Source organism: uncultured Nitrosomonas sp., assembly GCF_902826915.1.
Taxonomy (GTDB): domain Bacteria; phylum Pseudomonadota; class Gammaproteobacteria; order Burkholderiales; family Nitrosomonadaceae; genus Nitrosomonas.
In genome coordinates this window covers 1-25,884 of sequence record NZ_CADEGP010000014.1, presented here as the reverse complement: position 1 = coordinate 25,884, position 25,884 = coordinate 1, and the positions used below count along the sequence as shown (strand labels likewise).

24 protein-coding genes are annotated in these 25,884 nt (G+C 42.3%); 20 read left to right on the top strand and 4 right to left on the bottom strand.

The window, feature by feature from the left end:
- Window positions 1-10 precede the first annotated feature (10 nt).
- Entirely contained in the window at window positions 11-2,800 is a 2,790-nt protein-coding gene (glnE, locus tag QZV86_RS04105) for a bifunctional [glutamate--ammonia ligase]-adenylyl-L-tyrosine phosphorylase/[glutamate--ammonia-ligase] adenylyltransferase (RefSeq protein WP_295624311.1), read from the bottom strand.
- 272 nt (window positions 2,801-3,072) lie between these two features.
- On the opposite strand from glnE, the gene QZV86_RS04100 reads away from it, so the two are divergent.
- From QZV86_RS04100 to QZV86_RS04060, 9 genes are all read left to right on the top strand, one after another.
- Window positions 3,073-3,903: a carbon-nitrogen hydrolase family protein gene (locus QZV86_RS04100; RefSeq protein ID WP_295624309.1), complete on the top strand. Its 831-nt coding sequence runs from the start codon at window positions 3,073-3,075 to the stop codon at window positions 3,901-3,903.
- Window positions 3,904-3,975: 72 nt separating this feature from the next.
- Window positions 3,976-5,448, top strand: a complete 1,473-nt coding sequence (gene tldD / locus QZV86_RS04095) for a metalloprotease TldD (protein WP_295624307.1) — start codon at window positions 3,976-3,978, stop codon at window positions 5,446-5,448.
- Window positions 5,449-5,510: 62 nt separating this feature from the next.
- The gene (locus tag QZV86_RS04090; RefSeq protein ID WP_295624305.1) at window positions 5,511-7,214 is read left to right on the top strand and encodes an acetolactate synthase 3 catalytic subunit; all 1,704 of its coding nucleotides are present in this window, start codon (window positions 5,511-5,513) and stop codon (window positions 7,212-7,214) included.
- A gap of 8 nt (window positions 7,215-7,222) precedes the next feature.
- On the top strand, window positions 7,223-7,714 hold the full coding sequence (gene ilvN, locus QZV86_RS04085; RefSeq protein ID WP_295624302.1) for an acetolactate synthase small subunit: 492 nt from the start codon (window positions 7,223-7,225) through the stop codon (window positions 7,712-7,714).
- Between the two features lie 118 nt (window positions 7,715-7,832).
- Entirely contained in the window at window positions 7,833-8,849 is a 1,017-nt protein-coding gene (ilvC, locus tag QZV86_RS04080; protein WP_295624300.1) for a ketol-acid reductoisomerase, read from the top strand.
- Window positions 8,850-8,913: 64 nt separating this feature from the next.
- Window positions 8,914-9,564 (top strand): phosphatidylserine decarboxylase, encoded by a 651-nt coding sequence (locus QZV86_RS04075; protein ID WP_295624298.1) that lies wholly within the window; start codon window positions 8,914-8,916, stop codon window positions 9,562-9,564.
- Between the two features lie 156 nt (window positions 9,565-9,720).
- Window positions 9,721-10,494, top strand: coding sequence for a CDP-diacylglycerol--serine O-phosphatidyltransferase (gene pssA / locus QZV86_RS04070; RefSeq protein WP_295624296.1), 774 nt, complete (start codon window positions 9,721-9,723; stop codon window positions 10,492-10,494).
- Between the two features lie 228 nt (window positions 10,495-10,722).
- The gene (locus QZV86_RS04065; protein WP_295624294.1) at window positions 10,723-12,255 is read left to right on the top strand and encodes a 2-isopropylmalate synthase; all 1,533 of its coding nucleotides are present in this window, start codon (window positions 10,723-10,725) and stop codon (window positions 12,253-12,255) included.
- 44 nt (window positions 12,256-12,299) lie between these two features.
- Window positions 12,300-12,776 (top strand): TlpA disulfide reductase family protein, encoded by a 477-nt coding sequence (locus tag QZV86_RS04060; RefSeq protein WP_295624292.1) that lies wholly within the window; start codon window positions 12,300-12,302, stop codon window positions 12,774-12,776.
- 63 nt (window positions 12,777-12,839) lie between these two features.
- Here the strand turns inward: QZV86_RS04060 and QZV86_RS04055 are convergent, their stop codons facing one another.
- Together QZV86_RS04055 and QZV86_RS04050 are read right to left on the bottom strand one after the other, a co-directional pair.
- Window positions 12,840-13,430 (bottom strand): lytic transglycosylase domain-containing protein, encoded by a 591-nt coding sequence (locus QZV86_RS04055; RefSeq protein WP_295624290.1) that lies wholly within the window; start codon window positions 13,428-13,430, stop codon window positions 12,840-12,842.
- Entirely contained in the window at window positions 13,418-15,127 is a 1,710-nt protein-coding gene (locus QZV86_RS04050) for a proline--tRNA ligase (protein ID WP_295624288.1), read from the bottom strand. Before QZV86_RS04050 ends, QZV86_RS04055 begins: the two co-directional genes overlap by 13 nt.
- A 206-nt stretch (window positions 15,128-15,333) precedes the next feature.
- Between QZV86_RS04050 and QZV86_RS04045 the strand changes: the two genes are divergently transcribed.
- The 10 genes from QZV86_RS04045 (at window position 15,334) to QZV86_RS04000 (ending at window position 24,234) form a co-directional block, all read left to right on the top strand.
- The gene (locus QZV86_RS04045; RefSeq protein ID WP_295624286.1) at window positions 15,334-15,894 is read left to right on the top strand and encodes an RNA pyrophosphohydrolase; all 561 of its coding nucleotides are present in this window, start codon (window positions 15,334-15,336) and stop codon (window positions 15,892-15,894) included.
- A gap of 180 nt (window positions 15,895-16,074) precedes the next feature.
- The gene (locus QZV86_RS04040) at window positions 16,075-17,067 is read left to right on the top strand and encodes a cytochrome-c peroxidase (protein WP_295624283.1); all 993 of its coding nucleotides are present in this window, start codon (window positions 16,075-16,077) and stop codon (window positions 17,065-17,067) included.
- A 228-nt stretch (window positions 17,068-17,295) separates the two neighbouring features.
- Complete coding sequence (gene hfq / locus QZV86_RS04035; protein WP_295624281.1) at window positions 17,296-17,541, top strand: RNA chaperone Hfq; 246 nt, start codon at window positions 17,296-17,298, stop codon at window positions 17,539-17,541.
- A 17-nt stretch (window positions 17,542-17,558) separates the two neighbouring features.
- Entirely contained in the window at window positions 17,559-18,764 is a 1,206-nt protein-coding gene (gene hflX, locus QZV86_RS04030) for a GTPase HflX (protein ID WP_295624279.1), read from the top strand.
- Window positions 18,751-19,929 carry an FtsH protease activity modulator HflK gene (gene hflK / locus QZV86_RS04025; RefSeq protein ID WP_295624358.1) on the top strand — a complete coding sequence of 393 codons (1,179 nt, stop codon included), beginning with the start codon at window positions 18,751-18,753 and terminating at the stop codon, window positions 19,927-19,929. Before hflX ends, hflK begins: the two co-directional genes overlap by 14 nt.
- A complete protein-coding gene (gene hflC, locus QZV86_RS04020) occupies window positions 19,930-20,805 on the top strand; it encodes a protease modulator HflC (RefSeq protein WP_293008116.1) in 876 nt (291 codons plus the stop codon).
- A 238-nt stretch (window positions 20,806-21,043) separates the two neighbouring features.
- Complete coding sequence (locus QZV86_RS04015) at window positions 21,044-21,229, top strand: DUF2065 domain-containing protein (RefSeq protein ID WP_295624276.1); 186 nt, start codon at window positions 21,044-21,046, stop codon at window positions 21,227-21,229.
- Window positions 21,230-21,270: 41 nt separating this feature from the next.
- The gene (locus QZV86_RS04010; protein WP_295624274.1) at window positions 21,271-22,422 is read left to right on the top strand and encodes an ATP phosphoribosyltransferase regulatory subunit; all 1,152 of its coding nucleotides are present in this window, start codon (window positions 21,271-21,273) and stop codon (window positions 22,420-22,422) included.
- Window positions 22,423-22,465: 43 nt separating this feature from the next.
- Complete coding sequence (locus QZV86_RS04005; protein WP_295624272.1) at window positions 22,466-23,770, top strand: adenylosuccinate synthase; 1,305 nt, start codon at window positions 22,466-22,468, stop codon at window positions 23,768-23,770.
- 32 nt (window positions 23,771-23,802) lie between these two features.
- Complete coding sequence (locus tag QZV86_RS04000) at window positions 23,803-24,234, top strand: GNAT family N-acetyltransferase (RefSeq protein ID WP_366925685.1); 432 nt, start codon at window positions 23,803-23,805, stop codon at window positions 24,232-24,234.
- Window positions 24,235-24,246: 12 nt separating this feature from the next.
- Here the strand turns inward: QZV86_RS04000 and QZV86_RS03995 are convergent, their stop codons facing one another.
- Window positions 24,247-24,711, bottom strand: a complete 465-nt coding sequence (locus tag QZV86_RS03995) for a hypothetical protein (protein ID WP_295624268.1) — start codon at window positions 24,709-24,711, stop codon at window positions 24,247-24,249.
- Window positions 24,712-25,367: 656 nt separating this feature from the next.
- Between QZV86_RS03995 and rpsT the strand changes: the two genes are divergently transcribed.
- Window positions 25,368-25,631, top strand: a complete 264-nt coding sequence (rpsT, locus tag QZV86_RS03990; RefSeq protein ID WP_295624266.1) for a 30S ribosomal protein S20 — start codon at window positions 25,368-25,370, stop codon at window positions 25,629-25,631.
- Window positions 25,632-25,884: the final 253 nt, after the last annotated feature.

The window sequence follows — 25,884 nt, the reverse complement described above, 5'->3', positions numbered from 1 at the left end:
GCAGTGTTTATCAATCACCAAAAACTTCTTCCCACAGGATCAGTACACTATTACGATCATTTTTTAAATGATTGTCGTTGATCCGGGTAAATTTTTGTGTTTTCCCATCGCCAGTCGTGCGCGCTGTTATATCCGTATCGCCATTTAATCGCTGGCGATGCTGGATGCGGCGAAACTCGCGGTACGCTGAGCGTGCTTTCTCAGCCGTATTGACAGAAATCAGTCCAAGTTCCCCCGCTAGTTTTAATAACGCGATGTTGCCGATATTGCCAGTGAGTTGCGGATATTGGCAAGCATAGCCTAAGACCAAATATTGCACCATGAATTCAACGTCAATGATGCCGCCACGGTCGTGCTTGATATCAAACAGGGCGGTCGGATTGGGGTGAGCGCCCAGCATTTTTTCGCGCATTTTCAGAATCTCTTGTTTCAGTTCGGCCACATTGCGCTGATTGCACAAGATCTCCTTGCGAGTATTTTCGAAAACTTCCCCAACGTGTGAATCACCCGCCACGAAACGTGCCCGAGTTAATGCCTGATGTTCCCATACCCAAGCTTGTTCATGCTGATATTGCGCGAAAGCTTCTATCGGGCTGACCAGCAAACTGGTCTCACCATTCGGGCGCAGTCGCAAGTCGGTTTCGTACAGTAAACCGGCCGAAGTGTGGCGGGTAAGCCAGGAATTAATGCTTTGTCCCAGCTTGGTATAGATCTCCGTGGCATCGGGATGGTCGTCTTGATACAGGAAGACCAAGTCGAGGTCCGAGGCATAGCCCAGTTCTTTTCCGCCCAGTTTGCCATAGCCGATAATGGCAAAGGCAGGCTGTTCCCGGTGGCGTTTTTTTAAGCCAGACCAGGCGAGATTCAATACACTTTTCAAGATCAAATCAGCCAGCGCAGTCAGGTGGTCGCTGAGCGTTTCAAGCAGCAGAGAACCTTCCAGGTCGGTGACTAATAATCGAAATACCTGTGCATGCTGAAAATGTCGTAACACATCCATTTTCCATTCGATCACGTCATTTTTGGGGTTGTTAGCGTGGTTCAATTGGTAATTGAGCTCGTGGTTGAGGGCCGTCCAATCAGGAGTCGGGTGCGGCGCATCGTGACGCAATATTTCATCTAATAATATGGGGTGCCGCCCCAGATAGTCGCTGGCCCACTGGCTGATACTAACCAGTTTCGCGACCCGTTGCAGGGTGTGGGGATGTTCCAATAACAGCGCTAAATAAGATGCTTGCTCGCTGATCTTCTCAAGTAGCTGCAACATGCGCTCCAGTGTGGTTTCAACCGGCGGGCGTTTGGCCACCGCTTCAATTAGCAGAGGAACCAAGGTATTAATTTGCTGCCGACTAGCTTCTGGCAATCGCTGATAGAAAGTGCTTTGATAAAACAGCCGGAGCCGTTCGGATATTTTTTCCGGTTCGGTGAATCCCATCGTGCTCAATTGTGATGCGGCAGCTTCGGTTTGTGAAACATTCTGTGTTTTAGTCTGCCACAGATAAGCCAGCGTGTCGTGCGTGCGTGATTTCTTGGGGGCGGCAAAAATGAGCTCAAAGTGACGCGTTACGTCTCTACGATGAATATCCAATTGACGCATAAAGTCGGCATAGCACTCGAACCCCATGGCGCTTGCAATCAATTGTTGGTCGCCCGGATTCAAGGGCAATGTTTGCGTTTGCTGATCGTCCAGATATTGCAGGCGGTGCTCCAGTTTGCGCAGGAAGTGATAGGCATCGATGAGTTCTGTGATAGCTTGTTCCGGCAATTGTTGCTTGTTTTTCAGGCGTTGCAGAGCGCCGAGTGTCGGCCGAATACACAGATCGACATCGCGACCGCCGCGAATTAGTTGAAAAACTTGTGTGATAAATTCTATTTCACGAATGCCGCCAGGACCGAGTTTGATATTGTCGTGCATTTCACGGCGCTCGACTTCCTTGCGTAATTGCGCATGTAGATTGCGCATTGATTGATACGCATTAAAATCCAGATATTTCCGGAACACAAAAGGCCTGACTATTTTTTCCATGAGCGCCGATCTGGCTTCTGTGTCGGATCGATCTGTGATTACCCGGCTCTTGATCCAGGCGTGACGTTCCCACTCTCTTCCCTGCTTGATGAAATATTCTTCCAACATTGGGAAGCTGATGGCTAACGGACTGTTCTCACCATGCGGGCGCAAGCGCATGTCGACCCGGAATACATAACCGTCTACAGTAAAATCATTAAGACTAGCAATTAATTTACGTCCAAGACGAGCGAAGAATTCATGGTTTGAAATTGGTTTGGCGCCATCGGTTTCACCCTCTTCTGGATAGACGAAGATTAGATCAACATCGGATGATACGTTGAGCTCGCCACCACCCAGCTTGCCCATGGCGACGACCAACAGATGCTGAATGTTATGGCTATGCTCACCTCGCGGTAAGCCAAAGCGATTAGGTTGTGCCAGCCAGCTTTCATGGTGTTGAAGCGCGAAATTTATCGTGACCTCGGCAAGTTCTGTCATGCATGACATGACTTCGTATAAATCTGCTTGGTCATTGATGTCACGAACAAATAGATGAAGCATGACTTGTTTGCGTAAATTGCGCAGTACCCCGTGTAAGGTTTCTTCATCCGTGATATGTTTGGCGTGAGAGATGAGGAATGCCTGCATTTCGACTTTTCGGAGAGGAAGTTGAAGAGCTTTCAGCAGCGCATCCTTGCGTGCGGGTTCGCTTTCTAGCAGACGTTGTGCATAGCGGCTGAATGGTAATGCCACTATCAGCGCAGCATCTGGAGAGTGATCGGGTGTGTCCATTATCAAACGATTAATTCTTTGCTATAAACCAGTTGAGGATTTGCTGATACCAGGTTAAACAAAATCAAAATAGAACGTTATTATTAGAGTAAATGTTAGAATTTCGCATAATAATATGAATCCATGATTTTATATGGAATAATTAACAAAAAAGAAAAGGTGCTTGATAAAAACGAGAGCCCAATAGCAATTTGCTGATACTTGGTTGATTGCTGCGGATTCAAATAATCAAAGCGATTTACCACACAAGAGAGCATGACTGACAACGATCTATGAAGAAAAATGGGAAACACCAGGGATTTCGTGTGGCCGCAATTCAAATGGCTTCGGGCCCAAGCGTAACTGCAAATCTGGAGGAGGCGGCACGTCTGATAGAAGATGCAGTTTCGCAACAGGCTAAGCTGATCGTGTTGCCTGAGTATTTTTGTATCATGGGGATGAAGGATACGGATAAATTGACAGCTCGGGAGCAGCCCGGCGATGGACAAATCCAGAAATTTCTGAGTGATACGGCAAAACGTTTAGGGGTGTGGCTGGTGGGGGGGTCGGTGCCATTGGCATCGCCAGATCCGGATAAAATTTATAACAGTTGCTTGGTCTATGCGGATAATGGGGAGCAGGTTGCGCGTTACGACAAAATTCACTTGTTCGGGTTGCAATTGGGACATGAATATTATGCCGAGGAAAAGACCATTAAAGCCGGGGATAAAGTAGTGACTGTGGATTCACCATTTGGCCGTATCGGTTTATCGATATGTTACGATTTGCGATTTCCGGAACTGTTTCGTCTCATGAAAAATGTTGATATTATCCTTGCGCCTGCGGCATTTACCGCAATTACCGGGAAAGCGCATTGGGAAGTATTGGTGCGTGCACGTGCGGTTGAAAATATGGCCTATGTGATTGCACCTGGACAGGGCGGATATCATGTGAACGGGCGTGAAACAAACGGGGATAGCATGATTGTTGATCCCTGGGGGGTGGTAATGGAACGTCTGCCACGTGGTTCCGGAGCCGTGGTGGCAACCATTGATCCGGATTACCAGACTAGTTTGCGGGCAAATTTGCCTGCGTTGAATCATCGAACTTTACAATCTTGTTAAATCAAAGTATTTCGTGCACTGAATCAGCTCTACTCGGCTGGTGCGCGATCTATTGAACAGCGACAGAATATAATGACCATAGAGTGTATGACAGAACCCAGAGATTTTATTGCAATTGCAGACCGTTGCTTGTTGACGCCATACGATATTGATGCTGCCGAATTGCAGCGAGTGATGGATCAAATACTCACGCATAAAATCGATTATGCGGATCTTTACTTTCAATATAGCCGCTCGGAAGGTTGGATGCTGGAAGAAGGTATCGTCAAGTCAGGTAGTTTCAACATTGAACAAGGTGTTGGAGTTCGCGCTATCAGCGGAGAAAAAACCGGATTCGCTTATTCCGATGATATCAGTATGCCTGCACTGGTATCGGCGGCTCAGGCAACACGGGCCATTGCCAATCAAGGTGCCATGCACTCAGTACAGGTGGCGAAGCGCAACGATGTAGATCAGAAAACTCACCTGTATTTGCCTGAGGATCCGATAGCGAGCCTTAAAGATGCTGACAAAGTAGCATTGTTGGAGAAAATTGAGCGCTATACCCGGAAACTTGATAGCAGGATTACTCAGGTGGTGGCATCACTCGCAGGTGAATATGAGGTCATATTGGTTACCCGGAGTGACGGATTACTTGCCGCTGATGTGAGGCCATTGGTCAGATTGTCGTTGCAGGTGATTGCTGAAGAAAACGGTCGTCGTGAGCAAGGTGTCGCTGGCGGCGGTGGGCGCTTCAGTTATGCTTATTTTACCGATGAGATTTTGCAGGACTATGCACAAAAAGCTGTGCATCAGGCAATTGTGAATCTGGATGCTCGTCCGGCGCCTGCCGGCACTATGACGGTTGTCTTGGGCAGTGGTTGGCCAGGGATATTGCTGCATGAGGCGATTGGTCATGGTTTGGAAGGAGACTTTAACCGTAAAGGCAGTTCCGCTTTCTCAGGACGCATTGGTGAGCGTGTAGCAGCTCCAGGTGTTACGGTAGTCGATGATGGAACAATTCCACGCAGGCGAGGATCGTTAAATATTGATGATGAGGGCAATCCAACCCAATGTACTGTATTGATAGAAGATGGCATACTGAAAGGCTATCTGCAGGATAGTTTGAATGCTCGGTTGATGGATTCTTCAGTGACAGGCAATGGTCGGCGTGAGTCTTTTGCCCATATCCCCATGCCACGCATGACGAACACATATATGCTGAATGGCGACAAAGATCCGGCGGAAATTATTGCTTCAGTGAAACGCGGTCTTTATGCCGCGAATTTTGGTGGCGGACAGGTGGATATCACCAGCGGAAAATTTGTTTTTTCTGCTGCGGAAGCTTATATGATTGAAGACGGAAAAATCACTTATCCGGTTAAAGGCGCCACCTTGATCGGTAATGGGCCTGATGTGTTGACCAGAGTTTCTATGATTGGTAACGATATGTTGTTGGATCCAGGAGTGGGAACCTGTGGTAAAGAAGGTCAAAGCGTGCCGGTGGGTGTTGGGCAACCGACATTGCGGATTGATGGACTGACTGTAGGTGGTACAGGTGTTTGACGGCACGCGAGAAATCTTGCTGTTGAAATATTTTTAACGTATTGAATTGGAATGTAAAAAGCATGAGTGCGGAATTAACCGGTGCTGAAATTACCATACGGTGTTTGCAGGAAGAAGGCGTAAATTGCATTTTCGGCTATCCTGGCGGGGCTGTGTTATTTATTTATGATGAATTGTTTAAACAAGATAAGGTGCGGCATATTCTGGTGCGCCACGAGCAGGCGGCAGTACATGCGGCGGATGGCTATGCACGTTCCAGTAATAAAGTGGGGGTGGCGCTGGTGACTTCTGGCCCTGGTGTGACCAATGCTGTGACAGGTATTGCCACGGCTTATATGGATTCGATCCCGATGGTAGTGATTAGCGGGCAGGTGCCGACTAATGCTATTGGTTTGGATGCATTTCAGGAAGTTGATACCGTGGGGATAACACGGCCTTGTGTCAAACATAATTTTCTGGTGAAGGATATCACAGAGCTGGCGCACACGATTAAAAAAGCTTTTTACATCGCGTCCACTGGCCGTCCAGGTCCTGTGCTGGTGGATATTCCGAAGGATGTTTCGCAGCAAAAGACCAAATTTGTTTATCCCGACAAGGTAACGATGCGTTCCTATAATCCCGTGACGAAAGGACACGCCAAGCAAATTAAAAAAGCGCTCGAACTGATTCTCAGTGCTAAGCGTCCAGTGGTTTATGCGGGTGGCGGGGTAATACTGAGTGATGCTGCACCGCAATTGACTGAATTGGTGCAAACGCTGAATTTTCCTTGCACCAATACGCTAATGGGATTGGGGGGATATCCATCGACTGATAAACAGTCATTGGGTATGTTAGGTATGCATGGTACCTATGAAGCGAATATGGCAATGCAATATTGTGATGTTTTGATTGCTGTAGGTGCTCGATTTGATGACCGTGTCATTGGTAATCCCAAGCATTTTTTTAATGAGAATAGAAAAATTATTCATATTGATATTGATCCATCATCCATTTCAAAGCGCGTAAGGGTAGACATACCTATCGTGGGTGATGTTTTGGATGTGCTCAAGGAATTAATCAAGTTGCTTAAAACTGAGAAAGATAAACCGGATCATGTTGCGCTGAAGGAATGGTGGAAACAGATTGATTTGTGGCGAGAACGAGATTGTCTTAAATTTGATCGTAAGAGCAAAATTATCAAGCCGCAGATGGTGATCGAGAAACTGTTCGAGATTACTAAAGGTGATGCGTTTATTACTTCCGATGTGGGTCAGCATCAAATGTGGGCGGCGCAGTTTTATAAGTTTGATAGGCCTCGGCGTTGGATCAATTCCGGTGGGCTCGGTACGATGGGATTTGGTATGCCTGCCGCAATGGGAGTGCAATTGGCAAACCCGAATGGGAAAGTGGCTTGTATTACTGGCGAAGCGAGTATCCAGATGTGTATTCAAGAATTATCAACCTGTAAGCAGTATAAATTGCCGTTGAAAATTATTAATCTGAATAATCGCTACATGGGAATGGTCAGGCAATGGCAAGAGTTTTTTCACGGAAATCGTTATGCAGAGTCGTATATGAATGCGCTGCCTGATTTTGTAAAACTGGCCGAAAGTTACGGGCATATCGGAATCAAAATTGAAAAACCGGAGGATGTCGGAGATGCCTTAAAAGAGGCATTTAAGCTTAAAGATCAATTGGTATTTATGGATTTTATTACGGATCAGTCCGAAAATGTTTTTCCTATGGTGCCGGGTGGTAAGGGACTCTCTGAAATGATTCTGGTATAGAAAAATAAATGCGACATATTATCTCAATATTAATGGAAAATGAGGCAGGTGCTTTGTCTCGTGTAGCAGGTCTGTTTTCAGCGCGTGGTTATAATATTGAATCACTTTCAGTCGCGCCTACTGAAGATCCAACTTTGTCACGAATGACACTGGTAACCGTCGGATCAGATGAAGTCGTGGAACAAGTAACCAAGCAATTGAATAAGCTGATTGAAGTGGTGAAAATTATAGATCTGAGTGATGGGAATCATATCGAACGTGAATTGATGTTGGTGAAGATGCGTGCTGTTGGTGCGGAACGCGAGGAGATTAAGCGGCTAGCTGAAATTTTTCGTGGTTCTATTATCGATGTTACAGATAAATCTTATACCATCGAACTAACGGGTACCAGCGAGAAATTGGATGCATTTCTTGAAGCTACTGAAAGTAACGCAGTACTCGAAACCGTGCGAACTGGTGCTTCTGGTATTGGGCGCGGAGAATGGATTTTGAAGGTATAATTCATATTTGCCAGTTTGTCCGGATCTCAAGGTTAGTAATCCAGAGTATTCAATTCGTCAGAAAGTTTTCTCTCTATTGCTCTCCTGTTTTACCTCAATTTTGTTTAAAAGGAAAATAATGAAAGTTTATTACGATAAAGACGCAGACTTATCTCTCATAAAAGAGAAAAAGGTAACTATATTGGGCTATGGTTCACAGGGACATGCACATGCCAATAATCTGAGTGAATCGGGTGTTAAGGTTACCGTAGGTTTGCGTAAAGATGGGGGGTCCTGGGGTAAGGCGGAAAAAGCAGGCTTGAAGGTTAAGGAAGTTGCTGAGGCGGTTAAAAATGCTGATGTTGTGATGGTTTTATTGCCCGATGAAGAAATTGGGTCGGTATATAAAAAGGAGATTGAGCCGGGGTTAAAGAAAAACGCAACACTGGCTTTTGCCCATGGTTTTAATGTTCATTATGGACAGGTAACGCCACGTGAAGATCTCGATGTCATTATGATTGCGCCAAAGGGGCCTGGTCACTTGGTGCGCTCTACTTATTTGCAGGGTGGTGGTGTACCGACACTGATAGCGGTACATCAGAACAAATCGGGTAAAGCTCGCGACTTGGCATTATCTTATGCGGCTGCTAATGGAGGTACTCGCGGTGGCGTGATAGAGACAAATTTCCGAGAGGAAACAGAAACGGATTTGTTTGGAGAGCAAGTTGTATTGTGCGGCGGTTTGACTGCGTTGATACAAGCTGGTTTTGAAACCTTGGTAGAAGCTGGATATGCTCCGGAAATGGCTTATTTCGAATGTTTGCATGAAGTTAAGTTGATTGTCGATCTGATTTATGAAGGTGGAATTGCAAATATGCGCTATTCCATTTCCAATAACGCCGAGTATGGCGATGTGTCGCGCGGACCGCGTATTATTACCGACGAAACGCGCGCCGAAATGCGGAAAATTTTGCATCAGATTCAAACCGGTGAATATGCTCGGGAATTTATTCTCGAGAATCAGGCCGGGGCGCCTTTGCTTAAATCAAGCCGTCGCATTGCATCCGAGCATCCTATTGAGCAAGTGGGCGCCAAGTTGCGTGATATGATGCCGTGGATCAAGAAAAATAAACTCGTTGATCAAGGGAAAAATTAATTCCTTATTTTTATCATCATAACTTTGATTTCTCCATTTATGGAGCTATTGTAGTAATTTATCTATGGCTTATTATCCTCATCCCATTATCGCTCGCGAAGGTTGGTTACATATTGCGATAGCGTTTTCAGCTGCATTGGGTGCAGTATTTTTAGTTGGTTGGCTCTGGTCAATACCATTCTGGGTAATTGTTTTTTTCGTTTTGCAGTTTTTCCGCGATCCCCCTAGGGAGGTGCCATCTAATCGCAATGCCATATTGGCACCGGCAGATGGCAGGATCGTTGCAGTTGAGAAAACTCAGGATCCTTATTTAGAGCGGGAAGCTATCAAAATCAGTGTGTTCATGAATGTATTTAATGTGCATTCCAATCGGAGCCCTATCGACGGTGAGATACGCGATAAATGGTATTTTCCAGGTAAATTCGTAAATGCGGATTTACCCAAGGCATCCCTAGAAAATGAGCGAAATGCGTTATGGATTAAAGCTGATAATGGTGCTGATGTGACTTGCGTCCAAGTGGCAGGGCTTATTGCGAAGCGGATTCTTTGTCAAGTATCGCCAGGAGACCATCTGGCACGTGGGCAACGTTTCGGGTTTATACGCTTTGGTTCGCGAGTGGATGTATATTTACCACTAAACACTAAAATTAATGTCAATATAGGCGATAAAGTGTCAGCAACATTGACAGTTCTGGCAGAGTTTCGTGAAGAATAAGCTGGAACGGTAAGCTAATAAGTGGCTCTTTCTACTTTTTAGTAGGATTTTCTTGTCAAAAGTCGGTGTTTATACTGTTTTTATATTGTACTTTTGGGTTACTGATCTATTAATTATATTCTTGCCATTATCAGCATTTTCTTTTATTAACTAATAATGCCAGATTCCATACCAGAACGTACTGTACCCAAGTCTCGATTGCGCAGGCGCGGCATCTATTTATTACCGAATTTATTCACAACGGCTGCATTGTTCGCTGGATTCTATGCCATTGTGCAAGCAATGAATGGAAATTTTGAATATTCTGCCATTGCTGTTTTCATCGCAATGGTTCTTGATGGGCTGGATGGTCGAGTGGCACGTCTTACTGGAACTCAAAGTGAGTTTGGTGCCGAATACGATAGTATGTCGGACATGGTTTCATTTGGCGTTGCACCTGCATTGATAGTATACGAATGGGCCTTGAAAGAAATGGACCAGTGGGGCTGGATTGTCGCATTTATATACTGTGCATGTGCAGCTTTACGGCTCGCGCGATTCAATACTAATATAGAAGTGGTTGATAAGCGTTTTTTTCAAGGCCTTCCCAGTCCTGCTGCTGCTGCGCTGATAGCGGGGTTTGTTTGGGTGACGCTTAATTTTCAGATACAAGGCAGTGATGTTAAATGGCTAGCAAGTATCGTTACACTGTTTGCCGCATTAACCATGGTGAGTAATATCCCGTATTATAGCGGGAAAGAGATAAATCTACGTCGACGGGTACCTTTTTTCACAGTGCTGTTATTAGTTTTGTTCTTCTTTGTATTGATACCTAGTCATCCGCCTCTGGTTTTGTTTTTTTTGTTTGCGGCGTATGCGTTTTCGGGATATTTTATTAAGTTATGGCGGTTTGGTAAAAGCAAAAGAGGTAGTGAAACAATTAATTCCTGAAGTTTTCCTCTTGCATCGAAAAGGAAAACTAATTATATTCCTGATCATAATGCTTGAAAAAAAATATAATCATATATTGTCTCTACTGGTAATCCCGATGATGCTATCGGACTTATTACTGCGCCCTGCGCGCTAAAACTTTCTATCCCTACTTTCCTTTCTTCACTATAAAATTCGAAAAACGAATTTTATCTTATTTTAAGATTTCTTCTTCATGTGGAGAGCATAATGCAAGAGCATTTGATTATTTTTGACACGACGTTGCGTGATGGTGAACAAAGTCCGGGTGCATCCATGACTAAAGAGGAGAAGGTGCGTATTGCTTGGCAATTGGAGCGCATGGGTGTGGATGTTATCGAAGCTGGTTTTCCGGCAGCATCAAATGGAGATTTTGAAGCTGTCAAAGCAGTGGCTGATTCAGTCAAGGAGAGTGTGGTGTGTGGGTTAGCGCGTGCAATTGAAACTGATATTCAGCGCACGGGTGAGGCGCTAAAAGGTGCTCAATCAGCGCGTATTCATACTTTTATTGCAACATCTCCGGTTCATATGAAGAAAAAGTTGCGAATGTCACCTGATCAGGTAATTGCTCAAGCCGTGAAAGCTGTGAAATGGGCGCGCCAGTATACCGATAATGTTGAATTCTCTCCGGAAGATGCTGGTCGCTCAGAGCTAGACTTTCTGTGTCATATACTTGAAGCTGTGATTGACGCAGGAGCAACCACATTGAATATCCCTGATACGGTTGGTTATACCATGCCGGATCAATTCGGTACGCTTATTCGAAATTTGCGTGAACGCATTCCGAATTCAGATAAGGCAATTTTCTCGGTTCATTGTCACAATGATCTAGGAATGGCTGTGGCTAATTCATTGACAGCGGTGATGAATGGTGCGCGCCAAGTTGAATGTACTATCAATGGGTTAGGAGAAAGAGCAGGTAATGCCGCTTTAGAAGAAATCGTGATGGCTGTCCGTACTCGCCAGGATTATTTTCCTTGTGATACAAGAATCGATACAACACATATTGTTTCGGCAAGTAAACTGGTTTCCGGTATTACCGGTTTTCCGGTGCAACCCAATAAAGCGATAGTGGGTGCAAATGCTTTTGCACATGAGTCGGGTATTCATCAGGATGGCGTATTGAAACACCGCGAAACCTATGAAATCATGCGTGCGGAAGATGTAGGCTGGGGTGCAAACAAATTATTGCTGGGAAAACATTCGGGACGTAATGCTTTTCGAAATCGATTGATGGAACTCGGTATTGAATTGGAGTCTGAAGAAATGCTCAACAATACTTTTATGCGCTTCAAGGAATTGGCGGATAAGAAACATGAGATATTCGATGAGGATCTGCATGCATTGGTTTCAGATGAAGAGTTAGTGCTGCATGAATGCTTCCGGTTAATCTCATTGATTGTACATAGTGAAACGGGTGAAATTCCTTACGCACGTGTGGTAATTTCTGATAATGGAAATGAAATGAGCGCTGATTCTGAAGGAAGCGGTCCCGTAGATGCCACTTTTCGTGCGATTGAAAAATTGCTTTCGAGTGAGGCAAAGCTGCAGTTGTACTCCGTTAACAATATTACCAGCGGTACCGATGCACAAGGCGAGGTAACCGTGCGGTTACAAAAATCCGACCGTATTGTTAATGGGCATGGCGCAGATACCGATATTGTTGTGGCTTCTGCTAAAGCATATCTGAGTGCATTAAATAAACTATGCAGCAAACTGGAGCGGGCGCATCCTCAGGTTTAGTTGCGCAGGGTTGACGATAACTTGAATGGAAACTTTTCTATACGATGAGATATAAACAAAGGATATCAGTTTGTACAGTAGTATTATTGTTAAGTTTTCAGGTACAGGCATTTCAATTTAAAGATGCAGCAGGTGAGCTTCATAAGCTTGAAGACTATAAGGGACGCTGGGTGCTGGTTAATTTTTGGGCAACCTGGTGTCCGCCCTGTCTTAAAGAAATCCCTGATTTGATCTCACTTTACGAGGATCGCAAAGATATCATGGTGATCGGCGTTGCGATGGATAGTGACCCGCAAGAAATCATGAATTTTGTGCGCTCACTGTCAATTAACTATCCCATTGTATTGGGCGATCGGGAAATTGCTTCGCAGTTGGATGAGATTTCATTATTGCCCAGCACGTATTTTTATGATCCTGACGGTAATCCCGCTGCACGGCAGCTGGGCATTATTTCACGCGAGAGCATCGAAAAATTTATTGAGTCAAAATCAACAGAAAAAAATAATACGTATCCGAACTGATTCTGGGGGGAGGGAAATTGTTCTTTCATTGCTGATAGTTTTGTCGATTAATAAATTATTCGATTACGACGATGTGTAATGCCAAGTAGTCTGCCATTTATTAAATACCAGTTGTGGGTAAGAAGCTTGACCTAAACTGCCGTTATATCTTCCGAGTGCGCGAAAATAATCTCCGTTCTCTTTATCCAGGTAATGGCGAAGAATGGTGCATCCGTAGCGTAAATTCATACGTAAATGAAAAAGGTTGTGATCTTGACGACCGATGACGCCGATCCAAAATGGCATGATTTGCATATAGCCGCGCGCGCCTGCATGAGAAATGGCGTATTTTTTAAAACCACTTTCAACTTGAATGACGCTTAGTACAAGTTGGGGATCCAGTCCCGCTCGTGTTGCTTCATAATAAACTGTTCTTAAAAAATCCTCTCGTTCGATTAGATCAGGTATGTGTTTTTCTAAGCGACGACTCATATTGAAGAGCCAGACAACATTTTCAGCTATAGCGGCATATTCTGTGTATGAAGCAGCTTGATCACTCGTTTCGTGCAGAATGATTGTCTGCGTACTAGCAGCGAGCTGCGCATAACGTGAATTATTGGCATAAGTGAAACTGGAAAAGAGTAATAAGAGTATTGCAAAGGCTAATCTGTGCATAGTTTTGTAGTGATGAATGAGAAAATTTTATCAATAGGAATTGCTTGGGACGATTGGTCTTTGCGGCCTTGATACTCAATAGTGGATTGTTTGAGTCCGCGTTCTCCAATCACAATCCGGTGCGGAATACCCATTAGTTCCATATCAGCGAACATAACACCAGGACGTTCATCTCGATCGTCTAGAAGTGTTTCTATGTGTGCATCAGTAAATTGTTGATGAAGTTTCTCTGCAATTTCTTTTACGGAAGGGATTTTCTGCAAACCAATCGGAATTATCGCTAACTGAAATGGGGCCATTGCCGTCGGAAAAATAATACCGCGCTCATCATGATTTTGCTCAATGGCTGCAGCAACGATACGAGAGATGCCAATGCCATAACAACCCATCTCCATATATTGAGAACATCCAGATTCATCTAAATAACTTGCTTTCATAATTTTAGAATATTTCGTACGTAATTGGAAAATATGCCCTACCTCGATTCCTCGGCAAATTTCTAAGATGCCTTTTCCATCAGGAGATGCGTCACCAGAAATTACGCTCCTAATATCAAAGACATGTTCTGGTAGCTTGAGATCGCGATCAAAATTGACATGCATCAGATGAAAGCCTTCTTCATTTGCGCCGCAAACAAAATTACTCATATTCATGACTGCTTGATCTGCAATCACGCAAGTATTTAACCCGACTGGGCCAATATATCCGGGTACCGTGCCAGTTTCATTAAGGATATCTTCTTCACTCGCAAACTGAAATTCAGATAAAAAGGGTATTTTCCTTACTTTTAATTCGTTTAGTTGGTGATCGCCACGTAATAATAATAAAAATATTCGGTCATTAGCTCTTACAGCAAGTGTTTTTATGGTTTTGTTCAATGGAATTTTTAAAAAATCTGCAACTTCGATGCAAGTTCTTTTGGCTGGTGTTGCAATTTTTTGCATGCTGCCATCGGGTTCGTTGCGATTTTGGTGGAGTGTTGGTGAGCTAGCTAATTCAATATTGGCGGCATAATCTGAGTCAGGACAGAATGCAATTGCATCCTCGCCAGAATCCGCTAAAACGTGAAACTCATGTGAACCGCTACCACCTATAGCGCCCGTGTCAGCTGAGACTGCGCGAAATTGCAATCCAAGACGAGTAAAAATACGACTGTAAGTTTCATGCATGAGCTGGTAGGCTTGCATTAGGCTATCTTCATTCGTATGAAATGAGTATGCATCTTTCATGACAAACTCGCGTGCGCGCATTACCCCAAAGCGGGGCCTAATTTCATCACGAAATTTGGTTTGTATCTGATAGAAATTGAGTGGTAGTTGGCGATAGCTTTTGATTTCCCTACGCACAATATCGGTGATGATTTCTTCGTGTGTTGGGCCAAAGCAGAAATCGTGTTCATGACGATCTTTGATTTTTAGCATTTGTGGTCCGAACACATCCCATCTTCCGGTTTCTTGCCATAATTCTGCAGGTTGTATAGCAGGCATTAGAACTTCTACGGCACCACTGTTATTCATTTCTTCACGTACAACGTTTTCGATTTTTCTTAATACTCTTAAACCTAGAGGCATCCATGTGTATAGGCCACTACCAAGGCGCTTAATGAGTCCGGCACGTAACATAAGTTTGTGGCTAATTAGCTCGGCCTCCGCGGGTGCTTCTTTGAGTGTTGAAATAAAAAATTGCGAGACGCGCATGTGCTATTCCATTATGATAATAAAATAATAATTTTACCTTGAAATACTTGTTCATAGTGTGGTGCGGTCCATAGATTATGGCGGTGCGATCTATTTTATGTAAGCAGAGACATGAAAGGACATGAATTTTTATTTTAGGAGTACTTTCAATCTATCGTAAAGTATGAAAAAATCTACCTATTTGATGGGTCAAATGAACAATTCATATGATTGACCGTAATGGATATCGCCCCAACGTTGGTATTATTCTCTTGAATTCCAGAAACGAGGTTTTTTGGGGTAAGCGTATTAGGCAGAATTCTTGGCAATTCCCACAGGGAGGCATTAAATCGGGAGAGAGTCCGGAGCAGGCTATGTATCGTGAGTTGACCGAAGAAATAGGATTGCGTCCAAATCATGTTGAAATTGTTGGACGTACGCGTGATTGGTTGAGATATGAAGTGCCTGATCGATGGATTAGGCGTGAATGGCGTGGCAACTATAAGGGACAGAAGCAAATTTGGTATCTGCTGCGTTTGGTCGGGCGTGATAGTGATGTTTCATTACGACGAAGTACTCATCCGGAATTTGATGCATGGCGTTGGAATCAATATTGGGTTGAATTAGACTCGGTTGTGGAATTTAAGCGTAAAGTTTATAAACGGGCATTGACAGAGTTGTCGCGTTTACTAAAAACAGATCCTTGTCAACATGTTGATTATGATGTGAATACTTTAGCTGGAGCAGGAGAGAAAGCTCTGACTGATCAACTGGAAATAAACGAATAAGAATAAGCTTATTAAGTATGTTTGGAGACATTAACTCTTATTTCTTATGAAGTTGAGAGAATATAAGTGAATGGTTTTTTTCATTATTCTAATAAATTTCCCATTTTTGAGTGTTTTATCAGGCGTAATCGACTGCGCCACTACAGTCGCTTATTATTAATTAAATTAGGGAGAGTACCGATGAAGATGCATACGCTGGTTGCATCACTTTTATCGATGGGCATGCTTGCCGTTTCGATTAATACTTCAGCCAATGAGCCTATCCAGCCCATTAAACCTGCAAAAATTGAGAATGCTAATATGGTTGAGCTGGGGAAAATGTTATTTTTTGATCCACGTTTATCTATGTCTGGATTTATTTCTTGCAACTCTTGTCATAATTTAAGTATGGGTGGAACAGATAATCTTCCGAGTTCTATCGGTCATAAGTGGCATCAAGGACCAATTAATGCGCCAACTGTATTAAATTCTAGTATGAATTTGGCACAGTTTTGGGATGGGCGGGCTAAAGATTTGAAAGAGCAAGCTGGTGGTCCAATTGCTAATCCGGGAGAAATGGGCTCGACTCATAAAATAGCTGTTGATGTAATACAATCTATTCCTCAATATCGTACTTATTTCAAGAAAGCATTTGGATCAGATCAGGTTGATATTGATCGAATAACCACGGCAATTGCGGCTTTTGAAGATACGCTGGTTACCCCGGGATCCCGTTTTGATAAATGGCTGGAAGGAGACAAGGAAGCCTTAAATCAGCAAGAGCTTGAGGGATATGCGTTATTCAAGAGTAGTGGTTGTGTTGGTTGTCACAACGGGAAAGCTGTAGGAGGCGCACTGTATCAGAAGTTTGGTGTTCATCACCCTTATGAAACAAAAAGTAAGGCGGAAGGCCGAAAAGCAGTTACTGGAAAAGATACTGATTTGAATGTTTATAAAGTGCCAATTTTGCGTAATATAGAATTAACTTATCCTTACTTTCATGATGGTGCTGTAAATACATTAGAAGATGCGGTAAAGATAATGGGTAAAGTGCAATTAGATCGAGACCTTAATAAGAAAGAAATTGATAATATCGTTGCCTTCTTGAAAACACTAACGGGTGAGCAACCTGATATTAAATTGCCTATCCTTCCACCATCAAATAATAGTACACCCAGACCTGTACCGTTTTAATTGTTGAAATCTTCTGTGTTACCGTTACGGGTTAAAAGCGGGCTTGTCATTCAGATTATGACAATAATCTGAATGACTTCAATGTGGAATAGAAGTTTCTGGTTGGCGATTAATTTGATATAACGTTTCTACTGAATACTGAGTGAGTATAATCTGATATAGATTTACATTTAAAAATAAAGTAGAGTTACTATTCCGATAACGAATAATTAGAAGAGGGAGTTACCTATGGGTAACAAGGGACAGTTACTGCAAGATCCATTTTTAAATATATTGCGAAAAGAGCATATTCCAGTGTCAATATATTTAGTGAATGGTATTAAGTTACAAGGACAAATTGATTCATTCGATCAATATGTAGTGCTGTTGAAAAACTCGGTTACGCAAATGGTGTACAAACATGCAATCTCTACAGTGGTACCTGCAAGAGCTGTTACTATTCCTGTTGAAAAGGCGGAAACACGTGATGCCTGATATTATGCCTATTGGGCATGAATAAATTAATAACATCTAATACAGCAATTCTGGTTGGTGTCGATTTTGGTAGTGGTACTCATCAAGATAGCTTGCAAGAGTTACAGCAGTTAGCCGCCAGTGATAATCTCGATGTTCTGGCGGTCGTGGAGGGAAGACGTTCCCGTCCTGATTCCACAACATATATCGGAAGAGGTAAAGTCGAAGAAATCATACAAGTGATGCTTCAGACAGGGGCTGAATTGGTGATATTTAATCATGATTTGTCTCCAGCTCAGCAACGAAACCTATCTTTGCGTTTAAATTGTAATGTTATTGATCGTACTAATCTGATTCTTGATATTTTTGCACAGCGTGCACAAAGTCATGAAGGAAAGTTACAAGTTGAATTAGCTCAGCTCGAATATCTTGTAACACGTCTTGTACGTGGTTGGACTCACCTTGAAAGGCAAAAAGGTGGTATTGGTTTGCGTGGACCAGGAGAGACTCAGTTGGAAACGGATCGGAGATTAATTAAAAAACGGGTTAAATTACTTAAAGGGAAACTTTCGGATCTGCAGCGTCAACGAAATGTTCAAAGACGATCTAGGCAACGAGCAAAGTCGTTGGCAATATCTATTGTTGGTTATACCAATGCAGGTAAATCAACTTTCTTTAACAAATTGACTCGCGCGCAATCGTATGCTGCTGATCAGCTATTCGCTACACTAGATACAACAACGCGCAAATTATTTATTAAAGAAGGTAGTGCAGTAGTCATTTCAGATACGGTAGGGTTCATTCGAGAATTGCCGCATACGCTTGTGGCCGCATTTCGTGCAACACTTGAAGAAACTGTGCAGGCTGATTTACTGCTTCATGTGATAGATGCCAGTAATTCCAATCGTGATGAGCAAATTAACGAAGTTAACAAAATATTAAAAGAAATTGATGCGGATACTATTCCGCAAATCTTGATTCTCAACAAAATTGATTTAATTGACACGACTACGCGCAGTGCAGGTTGCGTGCGTGATGAATATGGTAGAATATCACGCATTCGTTTAAGCGCAAAAACAGGTGAGGGATTAAAGTTTGTAAGGCAGGCGTTGGCAGAAGTAATCTTGGAAAGCTACAAAAAAATGAATGAAGAATCAACGGAAATAACTAATGAGTTTCGAGATTGTGCTTCAGTGCAAGATTTTTTTGAACGAACAAACAGGAATGATTATGGGATTAAATGATCCACAATGGGGAAAAAATAAAGGCGATTCTGGTCCACCAGACTTGGATGATGTGTTGCGGAATTTCAATAAAAAAATCAATAATATGTTTGGACAAAAAAAAGGTGGGGGAGGTGATGATGGATCACGCGCTCAAGGGCCTAAGCCACAAAGTAGTGGGAGCATTGTATTGATTCTTGGTTTGTTGATTGTGGTTTGGCTGGGTAGTGGTTTTTATATAGTAGATGAAGGCCATAGAGGTGTTGTACTACGATTTGGTCAATATGTTGATACATCACAGGCAGGGTTGCGCTGGCATTTGCCCTATCCAGTTGAGAAAGTGGAAGTTGTGAATGTTAGTCAAGTTCGGACGGTTGAAATTGGCTATCGGAACAATGTAAGAAGCAAGGTGCTTCGCGAGGCATTAATGCTAACCGACGATGAAAATATCATCGATATTCAGTTTGCAGTGCAGTACATATTAAATGATCCGGAGAAGTTTCTATTTAATAATAGAGGGCCAGAAGAAGCGGTACTTCAAGCAGCCGAAACTGCAATCAGGGAAGTCATAGGTAAAAGTAAAATGGATTTTGTCCTTTATGAGGGACGTGAGCAAGTGGCAGCTAATGCAACACAATTGATGCAAAGAATTCTTGATCGATATGAAATTGGTATTTTGATTAGTAGAGTGACAATGCAAAATGCACAACCGCCGGAACAGGTTCAAGCAGCATTTGATGATGCGGTAAAAGCGGGTCAAGATAGAGAACGACAAAAAAACGAAGGACAGGCGTATGCGAATGATGTCATACCAAGGGCAGCAGGTAATGCAGCTCGATTAATTCAAGAATCGGAAGGTTATAAGCAACGTGTAATTGTAAGCTCTGAGGGTGATGCTAGTCGTTTTGAGCAAATTCTTGCTGAATATAGTAAGGCACCAAATGTAACACGCGAACGTTTATATCTGGATATGATGCAGCAGGTATTATCTAATACAAGTAAGATTATTGTTGATCAAAAGAACGGTAACAATCTTTTGTATTTGCCGCTCGATAAACTCATTAATATGAGTGGATCAACTTCAGTTTCACCAGTGCCAGTGCCACAAATGGCGCAAGAAACAACATCTGATAGTAGTTTACGGGCACGAGAATCTTTTCGTAGTCGCGAACGGGAGATAAGATAGATGAAAAGTTTTACATCAGTATTTTCAGGCATTATTATTGCAATTTTTTTTCTGGGTAGTTCAGCAATTTATATTGTTGATGAACGCCAACAGGCCATCTTATTTCAACTTGGGGAAGTGATCGATGTTAAAACTGAGCCAGGCTTATATTTCAAAATTCCTATTGCGCAAAATGTACGCTTCTTTGAGAAACGTATACTAACAATGGATACCGAAGAACCGGAGCGTTTTATTACTTCTGAGAAAAAGAATGTTTTGGTGGATTTGTTTGTGAAATGGCGTATTGTGGATGTGAAACAGTATTATATCAGCGTGAGAGGGGATGAAGGATTAGCTCAGACACGGCTAGCTCAAACTATCAACGCAAGTTTGCGTGACGAATTTGGTAATCGCACGGTTCATGATGTAGTTTCAGGTGAACGTGATGTGATTATGGAAATTATGCGTCAGAAAGCAGACCATGATGCTAGGTCTATTGGAGTAGAAGTTGTTGATGTGCGTTTGAAACGTGTGGATCTACCGCAAGAAGTTAGTGAGTCGGTATACAGACGAATGGAGGCGGAACGAAAACGTGTGGCAAACGAATTACGTTCAACCGGTGCTGCTGAATCGGAAAAGATACGTGCTGACGCGGATAAACAACGAGAAATTATATTGGCTGAGGCTTATCGGGAGGCACAGAAAACAATGGGTGATGGCGATAGTCAGGCAGCAGCAATCTATGCTGATGCGTTTCAGAAAGATTCGGAATTTTATGCTTTCTGGCGTAGTATTGATGCCTATAAGCAGTCATTCAAGAATAAGGGAGATATGATGGTTCTTGAGCCTACTTCTGAGTTCTTTAAGTATCTTAAAAATCCTGCAGTTAATAAGTAATCATATCTGCGCCTGATATGAATTAACGCTCTATTTTATCATTGACAAGCGCAATAATTAGTATCCCAGCGCATATTCTTATCGAATGATGTTGTGCGATTTAATATTGTGGATGCTTATGGAGAGGTTCTGAAAATCGAAGTTGTTTTTCATGCTCGATTTTACGACAGAACCTCTTAATTTTTTGTACTTTTATCTAAGACAATGTGAATACCTGATTAAGCAGGAGTTATCGTAGATGTGGGAAAATTTTCTGAATGCAGTTGCATTAATGCTAATTCTGGAAGGGATGTTGCCTTTTTTATCTCCGAATACCTGGAGAGAAGCATTCAGGAGACTTACTGAAATTAATGATAATCAGGTGCGCTTCATAGGTTTAACTTCGATGTTAATCGGATTAATACTGCTTATTATCATAACCTAACATCATTTTTTATTTCCCGCTGGCGCTTCGTCAGTCTAAACATGCATAATTGGTTGCTTCCTGAATATGTTGAAGATATATTACCGGTAGAGGCGTTACATATCGAAGTAACGCGTCGGCAGATCCTTGATCTACTGTTGACGCATGGTTACCAACAGGTTATGCCACCTTTATTAGAATATGTAGAGTCATTATTGTCTGGCAGCGGCAGCGATATGGATTTACAAATGTTCAAAGTTGTCGACCAGCTGAGTGGACGAATGATGGGGTTGCGTGCTGATATGACACCTCAAGTGGCAAGAATTGATGCGCATTTATTGAATTTTGACGGCATAGCACGTCTATGTTATGTCAATAGTGTGCTGCATACGATCCCCTCTGGAATAACACAAACGCGTGAGCCCTTGCAAATTGGTGCTGAGCTATACGGTCATTCAGGATTGGAAAGTGATTTAGAAGTCCAATGCCTTATGCTGCAATGTTTGTCAGTTTCCAGTATCAGTGAAATTCACCTGGATCTTGGACATGTGGCAGTTTTTCGTGGACTAATAAAAGGCGCTGGAATATCGCGAGAACTTGAGAACGAATTATTCTCGGTTCTACAAGCAAAAGATATTTCAACTTTACAGGAATTGTGTATAAAGCTGAAAAAAAATACTCGCGACGCGTTGCTACTCTTACCTGAGCTTTATGGTGATAAAAATATTTTGACCGATGCGATGAAGTGGTTGCCAGATTATCCGATAATTAGGACTGCACTGAATGAACTTAGTGCAGTTGAGAAAGAGCTGAAGCTAGTGGTAGATAGAGTTGCATTCGATTTGGCTGATTTGCGCGGATATCACTATCATACCGGAATGGTATTTGCTGCATACGCGAAAGGATGTTCAAACGCTATCGCACTTGGTGGGCGCTATGATGAGATAGGGAAAATTTTTGGGCGAGCACGACCGGCGACGGGTTTTAGTATGGATCTAAGAGAATTATCTAGATTAGTGAAACCTAAAAAATATCCAAAAGGGATACGGGCGCCTTCTGAAAAGAAGAATAAGGAATTGGAAGATATGATTCAGCAATTACGTAAAGCAGGGCATATTGTTGTCATGGAGTTGCCAGGACAAAAGAATGAATTTCTGGCTTGCGACAGACAATTAGTGCTGCATGATGGAAAATGGATAGTTAAAGAGATTTAATTCATTAAACTTAACTCCATGGATATTTTAGAGAATATGAAAAATGAGTAAAAATGTGGTTGTCATTGGGACTCAGTGGGGAGATGAAGGAAAAGGCAAGATTGTTGACTGGTTAACGGACCATGCGCAGGGTGTTGTGCGCTTCCAAGGCGGACATAATGCTGGTCATACATTAGTTATAGGTAATTGTAAAACTGTATTGCATTTGATTCCTTCGGGTATTCTGCGAGATGATGTTGTTTGTTATATTGGAAATGGCGTGGTAATTTCACCAGAAGCATTGTTGAGTGAGATCGATATGCTAGAGCAAAACGGTATTGATGTTACCGAGCGTCTGCGGATTAGTGAGGCTTGTCCACTCATTTTACCTTGTCACATAGCGCTAGATAATGCGCGTGAAGCCGCTAGAGGTGTGGGAAAAATTGGTACTACGGGTCGTGGTATCGGACCTGCTTACGAAGATAAAATTGCTCGCCGTGCAATTCGATTACAAGATTTGTTTCATCGAGAACGCTTTGCAGCTAAATTGGGAGAGATGCTGGATTATCATAATTTTGTGCTAAAAAATTACTTTCACGCATCGGTTATCGACTTTCAAAGAATAATGGATGATGCATTAGCACAATCAGAACGAATTAAGCCAATGATAGCGGATGTTCCTCAACTTTTGTTTGAAGCACATCAAGCTGGTGATAATCTATTATTTGAGGGCGCACAAGGTACATTATTAGATATCGATCATGGCACATATCCATTTGTAACATCGAGTAACTGCGTGGCGGGTGCGGCGGGTCCGGGTAGCGGGGTTGGACCACAAATGTTGCAGTACGTACTGGGTATTACTAAGGCCTATACAACAAGAGTTGGATCTGGCCCTTTTCCAACTGAATTGGATGACGAAATAGGCAAGCATTTGGCTACACGTGGCCATGAGTTTGGATCAACAACAGGTCGCCCGCGTCGTTGTGGCTGGTTTGATGCAGTTGCGCTAAAGCGCTCTATTCAAATAAACGGAGTCACGGGGTTATGCATTACTAAGCTTGACGTTTTGGATGGGGTGGAAAGCCTTAATTTAGGTATCGGATACAGACTGAGCGATGGTAACAAAAGTAATATTCTTCCAATTGGCGCGGATGATTTAGATTCTTGCGAGCCGGTTTATGAGGAAATGCCCGGCTGGGCAGAAAATACAGCTGGCATTAAGGAATTTCATCAGCTACCTAAAGCCGCACAGAATTATTTAAAAAGATTGGAAGAGGTGTGTGAGACGCCTATTGATATGATTTCTACTGGACCTGATAGAGAGGATACTATTTTATTGCGGCATCCATTTGAATTGACCTCTTGAAAATTTCTTTTCAATCGTATCAAAATGAAATTATGTGCCAAGATTATCATGTACGCATTGTAAATTGGGAGGAAGAGGCTCCTGCTGTGCGAAGTATTCGAACAACAGTTTTTATTCATGAACAGCGGGTTCCAGTAGAGTTAGAATGGGATGAGTTTGATGTCACCAGTATGCACTTGCTTGTGTTTAATATGCAGGGAAAGCCGGTAGGAACTGCAAGGTTACTGCCAGATGGACATATCGGGAGAATGGCTGTATTGAAAGAATGGCGAGGGAAAGGATACGGTAGTGCGATTCTGAAAAGAATATTAGATGAATTAAGAAATCATCATATACAAAAAGCAATGCTTAATGCGCAAATTACTGCGGTAAAATTTTATGAAAAGTTTGGGTTTCAAGTTTCTGGGGAAGCATTTATTGAAGCTGGGATTCCTCATGTTAAAATGATTTCTTTTTTAGAGTAAAATTACCTCTTCCTATCTTACTTCAGTTTTGCCCCACTCATTCGCTAACGCATCCGAAGCTTGTTTCCACTGATTGACTGCTTGCTCCATTGAAATTTCAGTTTGCTCCAATTTTTTCCTTGCCGATTCAGTCACTCGTTCGGCTTCCGCTAATTTTTGCTTTGCTGCAGTCAATTTTTTTTCAGCAAAAGCTAAATCTTTAGTGGAAGTATCAGCATCTTGTTTTGCTTTCATCATTTTTTCATAGGTAACGCTTGCATTCTTTTGCAGGCTTTCAATATTTTCTGCTTTGGCATATGAGGAGACTGAGGTGTAGAGAGTAAATATGAACAAGAGAATAGTACATTTGCCCAATAGATTAGATATTTTTAGGTTTGAGTTAATTTTCATGGCTTTCAAGGTAATTAATCGCTCAAATTCAATTTCTCGCAACTTGTAGTGAAGTGCTTTATAGTGAAGTATATCAGGAAGTGACAATTCTTTTTTGTTATTGCCATTAGAGTTATCGAACCTTTTTCTATATAAATGGCTGTAAAATCATTTTCTTGAGGTTTTGAAATAAATTTTATATTTTCATATTTTACCGGATCTGCTATCTAGTTATTTCAATTTGATAAGATTTTTACTTTGTCAGAATTGGTTTGTGAATTAAAGTACTAATTAAGCGGGAGAATAAAGATAATCATGTTTTCAGCATTAAAAATTGGTGTGATTCTTACTTGTACTCTTGGATTGAGTTTTTTGGCACCAACGGTGTTTGCTAGTTGTACTGGATGCTTGTGCCCGGGAGATCCTTGTAATCTTTGCCCATTACCTGCAATGCAGGATGATTTGCTAAAGCCGGATGGACCTGAGTTATGCGCTAGGATAAGAGAAAAAGTACCACCAACTTCGGCGCAACCTGGATCTAATGAATATTTTCCCAATTTGGATATGTCGATTATGGTATGTGTCAACGAAGGTGGGGATGTTATAAGGAATACACAGCGGAATTCGGAATTCCCATCTAGGTTTTATTGTAAGCCGCCAATATCCAATACCAAATAAGCAAATAAAAGAAATTGTGAGTTGCAATATAAAAAAAAAGAAAGTAGTATCTAGTCCTTTTTTCTTTGAAGGAGCTAAGGGTTCTTATGGCTAATAGTGCACAAGCAAGAAAGCGTGCAAGGCAAGCTGTCAAGCGCAGGGAATATAATGTTAGTTTGCGGTCTAAATTGCGTACTGCTATTAAATTTGTAAGAAAAGCGATAGAGGCGGGAGACAAAAATCTGGCTCACAATGCATTTAGCAGTTCTTTAGGTACTATTGATTCAATTACTGGAAAAGGTATTATTCACAAAAATAAGGCTGCGCGTTATAAAAGTCGATTATCTTCCGCAATTAAAATGATGAATTAGCTGGTATCAAAAATTCATTTTTTCATAAAAAAAGAAAAAGCGAACAGCTTGACAGTAAGAAATGGACTCAGTAGTCTATGGAAGATTGAGAAGTTGAGTTGGTGGTTGAGGCTATAAGAAGAGCTGTCTGAGGGATTACGAAGAATAATTCTGAAGGAGAGAATAAGAATAAGGAAGTATAAGAGAGAGGTGGGAACGATTATGGAAAATCAAAGGAGAGAGAGATGAGAGCCAAGGGATGGGCTGGGATAAT